Raw genomic sequence first — 5534 nt, 5'->3', positions numbered from 1 at the left:
ACCACCGGGCGGGCGGAGGCGCGTTCCGCAGCGGTGCGCCGGGGCGTACGGGCGGGTGCGTACGGGCCGCGGGTACGCGTGGTGCGTACGGCGGCCCGGGGCGTGCGCGGGGGGCGTACCGGAGCGCGATGCCGGCCACCCCGTCCGGCCCGTCTCCCGCACGCCGTACCGTTGCCCGACGTGACCACCCTCGGAACCGGACTCGCGAGCGCCCGCCGCTGGCTGCGGGACCACCCGCTCGCCTTCGACGCGGCGCTCGCCCTCGCCGTCCTCGGGACCATGCTCGCGGCGTCCTTCGCCGGCTCCCGCCCGGGCCACCACGGGCCCATCTTCGGCTCCCGGAGTCCCGTCGCCTCCAGCGTCGTCCTGATGCTGCTGGGCGCCGCCGCACTGGTACTGCGCAGGAAGCGGGCCCTCCAGGTGCTCGGCTTCACCTGCTGCCTGTCGGTCGTGGAGTTCGTGGTGGTGGACCCGCCGGGGCCGGTGGTGATGAGCGCGGTCGTGGCCCTCTACACCGTCGCCTCCCGCACCGACCGGCCCACCACCTGGCGGGTCGGACTCGTCACCAGCGGTGCGCTCAGCGCCGCCGCGATGATCTTCGGGGCGGCCCCCTGGTACAGCCAGGTCAACCTGGGCGTCGTCGCCTGGACCGGCCTCGCCGGCGCGGCCGGGGACGCCGTACGCAGCCGCCGGGCCTTCATCGACGCGATCCAGGAACGCGCCGAACGCGCCGAGCGCACCCGCGACGAGGAGGCCCGCCGCCGTGTCGCCGAGGAGCGCCTGCGCATCGCCCGCGACCTGCACGACGTCGTCGCGCACCACATCGCCCTGGTCAACGTCCAGGCCGGGGTCGCCGCCCACGTCATGGACAGACGCCCGGACCAGGCCAAGGAGGCGCTCGCGCACGTACGGGACGCCAGCCGCTCCGCCCTCGACGAACTCCGCGCCACCGTGGGGCTGCTGCGCCAGTCCGGCGACCCCACCGCGCCCACGGAACCCGCGCCCGGCCTCTCCGTCCTCGGTGAACTCGTCGACACCTTCCGCAACGCCGGACTCCCGGTGGAGGTCGCCTGCCCCGAGCAGTCCGCCCCCCTGCCCGCGGCCGTCGACCTGGCCGCGTACCGGGTCGTCCAGGAAGCCCTGACCAATGTGCGCAAGCACGCCGGATCCGGTACGAAGGCCGAGGTCAGCGTCGTACGGGTCGGAGGGACGGCCGAGGTGACCGTCCTCGACAACGGCCGCGGCACCCCCGTCGTCCCCGCCCAGGGCGGACTCGGCGGCGGCCACGGCCTCCTCGGCATGCGCGAGCGGGTCACCGCGCTCGGCGGCACCCTCACGGCGGGCCCCCGCTACGGCGGCGGGTTCCGGGTGCATGCGATCCTCCCGGTGGACGTCCGGCCGGGCGGTCCGGGACGTACGGGGGGACTCGCGTGAGCACGATCAGGGTGCTGCTCGCCGACGACCAGGCGCTGCTGCGCAGCGCGTTCCGGGTGCTGGTCGACTCGGAACCCGACATGCGGGTCGTCGGCGAGGCCGCCGACGGCGCCCAAGCGGTGGAACTCGCCCACGCGACCGCCCCCGACGTCGTCCTGATGGACATCCGGATGCCCGGCACCGACGGCCTCGCCGCGACCCGCCTGATCAGTGCGGACCCGGCGCTCGTGGGCGTACGGGTCGTCATGCTGACCACCTTCGAGGTGGACGAGTACGTCGTCCAGTCGCTGCGGGCCGGCGCCTCCGGATTCCTCGGCAAGGGCGCGGAACCGGAGGAGCTCCTCCAGGCGATACGCGTCGCCGCGGCCGGCGAGGCGCTGCTCTCCCCGGCCGCCACCAAGGGACTGATCGCCACTTTCCTCGCGCAGGCGGCCTCTTCGGACGAACTGCCCGACGCCGCCGCCCACGCCGAGCGGCTGGACGCGCTCACCGTCCGCGAGCGTGAGGTGCTCGTCCAGGTCGCCGCCGGACACTCCAACGACGAGATCGCCGAACGCCTCGCCGTCAGCCCGCTCACCGTCAAGACCCATGTGAACCGGGCCATGGCGAAGCTGGGCGCCCGCGACCGTGCCCAACTGGTCGTCATCGCCTACGAGTCGGGCCTGGTACGTCCCCGGGGCGCGTAACGGCCGCCCCCGGCGTACCGCCCGGGGTGCGGACCGGGTGGAGCCGGGCGTACTCCAGCTGCGGTACACGCCGGTCGTAAAAGCACCCGGGGGAGCGACGCCTCGCCCCCGGGCATCGGGGATCGTATGGGTGGGCCGGGTGTGTCCCCTTCGACTCACGCATCCGCCCGTCACCGCGTACGCCACAGAAGAGAGACCCCACCCATGTCCTGGCTGTCAAGGTTCAGCCTCGCGCAACGGGCCCTGATCGGGCTGATCTCCGTCATCGCGCTGGTCTTCGGCGCGATAGCGATCCCGCAGCTCAAACAGCAGCTGCTGCCGACCATCGAACTGCCGATGGTGTCGGTCCTGGCGCCCTATCAGGGGGCCTCCCCCGATGTGGTCGAGAAGCAGGTCGTCGAACCGCTCGAAAACGCCATCAAGGCCGTCGACGGCATCGAGGGCGTCACCTCGACCGCCAGCGAGGGCAACGCCATCGTCATGGCCAGCTTCGACTTCGGGGACGAGGGCACCAAGCAGCTCGTCGCCGACATCCAGCAGGCCGTGAACCGGGCACGCAGCCAGCTCCCGGAGGGCGTCGACCCGCAGGTCGTCGCCGGTTCCACCGACGACATCCCGGCCGTGGTCCTCGCCGTCACCTCGGACAAGGACCAGCAGGCGCTCGCCGACCAGCTGGACCACACCGTGGTGCCCGCCCTGGAAGACATCGAGGGCGTGGGCCAGGTCGCGATCAGCGGCGTCCAGGACATGCAGGTGTCCGTCGTCCCCGACGACCAGAAGCTCGCGGCGGCCGGTCTTTCCCCGGCCTCCGTCTCCCAGGCGCTCCAGGCGGCGGGCGGCACCATGGCGGCCGGCTCCTTCGCCGAGTCGGGCGAGAGCCGCACCATCCAGGTCGGCGGCGGGTTCACCTCGCTCCGGCAGATCGAGGACGTCCGGATCGTTCCCGGTGCTGCCACCGGCAAGCCCGGCAAGCCGGTCCGCCTCGGTGACGTCGCCACCGTGAAGCAGGAGGAGGCCACCCCGGTCTCCATCACCCGCACCAACGGCAAACCGAGCCTCGCCGTGGCGGCGACGATGGACAAGGACGGCAGCGCCGTCGCCATCTCCGACGCAGTCGAGAAGATCCTCCCCGACCTGCGCAAGGACCTGGGTGCCGGCGCCGAGCTGACGGTCGTCACCGACCAGGGCCCGGCCGTCTCCAAGGCGATCTCCGGTCTGACCATCGAGGGCGCGCTCGGCCTGCTCTTCGCCGTCGTGGTGATCCTGATCTTCCTGGCGTCGATCCGCTCGACGCTCGTCACCGCGGTCTCCATCCCGCTCTCCGTGGTCCTCGCGCTCATCGTGCTGTGGACCCGGGACCTCTCGCTCAACATGCTCACCCTCGGCGCGCTGACCATCGCGATCGGCCGGGTGGTGGACGACTCGATCGTCGTGCTGGAGAACATCAAGCGGCACCTCGGCTACGGCGAGGAGCGGCAGTCCGCGATCGTCGCGGCGGTGAAGGAGGTGGCCGGAGCGGTCACCGCCTCCACCCTCACCACCGTCGCCGTCTTCCTGCCGATCGGTCTCGTCGGCGGCATGGTCGGCCAGCTCTTCGGCTCGTTCTCGCTCACCGTCACGGCGGCTCTGCTGGCTTCCTTGCTGGTGTCGCTGACCGTCGTCCCGGTCCTGTCCTACTGGTTCCTGCGCGCGCCCAAGGGCACCGACGAGAACCCGGACGAGGCCCGCCGCAAGGCCGAGGAGAAGGAGGCGGCGAGCCGGCTCCAGCGGATCTACGTCCCCGTCCTCGGCTTCGCCACCCGGCGCCGGGTCACCAGTGTGGTGATCGCGCTGGTGATCCTGCTCGGCACGTTCGGCATGGCCCCGCTCCTGAAGACCACCCTCTTCGACGAGGGCGAGCAGGAAGTCATCTCGCTCACCCAGGAGCTGGCTCCGGGCACGAGCCTGGACGCGGCCGACGAGGCCGCCCGCAAGGTCGAGAAGGTCATCACGGCCGACAAGAGCGTGAAGGACTACCAGGTCACCGTCGGCTCCTCCGGCTTCCTGGCCGCCTTCGGCGGCAGCACGGGTGCCAACCAGGCCTCGTACCAGATCACGCTGAAGGACGCCGGCGACTACGACGCGGCCCAGAAGCGGATCGAGGAGGGTCTCGCGAAGCTGGACGGCATCGGCCAGACCAGCATCGCGGCGGGCGGCGGCTTCGGCAGCCAGGATCTGAGCGTCGTGGTCAAGGCGGCCGACCCGGATGTGCTGAGGAAGGCGTCCGAGGAGGTGCGCGCCGAGGTGAAGAAGCTGGACGGCGTCACCGACGTCCAGAGCGACCTCTCGCAGAGTGTCCCGCGCATCTCGGTCCGCGCCAACGACAAGGCCGCCGCGGCCGGCTTCGACCAGACCACGCTGGGCGCGCTCGTCACCGGCGCGGTCGGCGGTACGAAGTCGGGCAAGGCCATGCTGGACGACACCGAGCGTGACGTCGTCGTGAAGTCGGCGACGCCGGCCACCACCATGGCCCAGCTCGAAGACCTGAAGGTGGGCGCGGTCCGGCTCAGCCAGATCGCGGACGTCGAGGTGGTCGACGGACCGGTCTCCATGACCCGTATCGACGGACAGCGCGCCGCCACCATCACGGCGCGGCCCACCGACGAGGACACCGGCGGGGTGAGCCAGGAGCTCACGAAGAAGCTCGACGCGCTGGACCTCCCCGAGGGCGCCACCGCCACCATCGGGGGTGTCAGCGCGGACCAGAGCGACGCGTACACGAAGCTCTTCCTCGCCATGCTGGCGGCCGTCGCGATCGTCTTCATGCTGCTGGTGGCGACCTTCCGTTCGCTGATCCAGCCGATGATCCTGCTGGTTTCCATCCCGTTCGCGGCCACCGGCGCGATCGGTCTGCTGCTCGTCACCGGCACCCCGATGGGCGTCCCGGCGATGATCGGCATGCTGATGCTCATCGGCATCGTGGTCACGAACGCGATCGTGCTGATCGACCTGATCAACCAGTACCGGTCCCAGGGCATGGGTGTCGTCGAGGCGGTCGTCGAGGGGGGCCGTCACCGGCTCCGCCCGATCCTGATGACCGCGCTGGCGACGATCTTCGCGCTGCTGCCGATGGCGCTCGGCATCACCGGCGAGGGCGGGCTCATCTCCCAGCCGCTGGCCGTCGTCGTGATCGGCGGTCTGATCACCTCCACCCTGCTGACGCTCCTTCTGGTGCCGACGCTGTACGCCATGGTGGAGCTGGGCAAGGAGCGCCGGGCCGAGAAGAGGGCGGCCAAGCGCGAGGCGAAGGGCCAGGTCCCCGCACAGGGCGACTCCGGCACGGACGGCTCCCGCGAGGCGGCCCACTCCGGCGTCTGACCGCGTCCGACCGGTCACAGCGCTCGAAAAGGGCCCGGCCCCGCACTCTCGCGAGAG

General features: G+C 71.8%; 3 protein-coding genes. All 3 read left to right on the top strand.

The features are described from left to right. Positions 1-180: 180 nt before the first annotated feature. The 3 genes from ACFWEP_RS30820 to ACFWEP_RS30810 all read left to right on the top strand — a co-directional run bounded on the left by ACFWEP_RS30820 (position 181) and on the right by ACFWEP_RS30810 (position 5477). Positions 181-1434, top strand: coding sequence for a sensor histidine kinase (locus ACFWEP_RS30820; protein WP_387375013.1), 1254 nt, complete (start codon positions 181-183; stop codon positions 1432-1434). Further along, complete coding sequence (locus ACFWEP_RS30815; RefSeq protein WP_387375011.1) at positions 1431-2120, top strand: response regulator; 690 nt, start codon at positions 1431-1433, stop codon at positions 2118-2120. The genes ACFWEP_RS30820 and ACFWEP_RS30815 overlap by 4 nt, the downstream gene beginning before the upstream one ends. 204 nt (positions 2121-2324) lie before the next feature. Then, positions 2325-5477, top strand: coding sequence for an efflux RND transporter permease subunit (locus tag ACFWEP_RS30810; RefSeq protein ID WP_387375009.1), 3153 nt, complete (start codon positions 2325-2327; stop codon positions 5475-5477). Positions 5478-5534: the final 57 nt, after the last annotated feature.

This window comes from Streptomyces sp. NPDC060198 (assembly GCF_042728415.1).
Lineage (GTDB): Bacteria > Actinomycetota > Actinomycetes > Streptomycetales > Streptomycetaceae > Streptomyces.
Note: the sequence above shows the minus strand (reverse complement) of the source record. Positions and strands in the feature narration are given on the sequence as shown.

What these genes read in the sequence shown, in the direction of transcription:
- ACFWEP_RS30810 (WP_387375009.1), top strand. Translation starts at nt 2,325, where the DNA reads ATGTCCTGGCTGTCAAGGTTCAGCCTCGCGCAACGGGCCCTGATCGGG.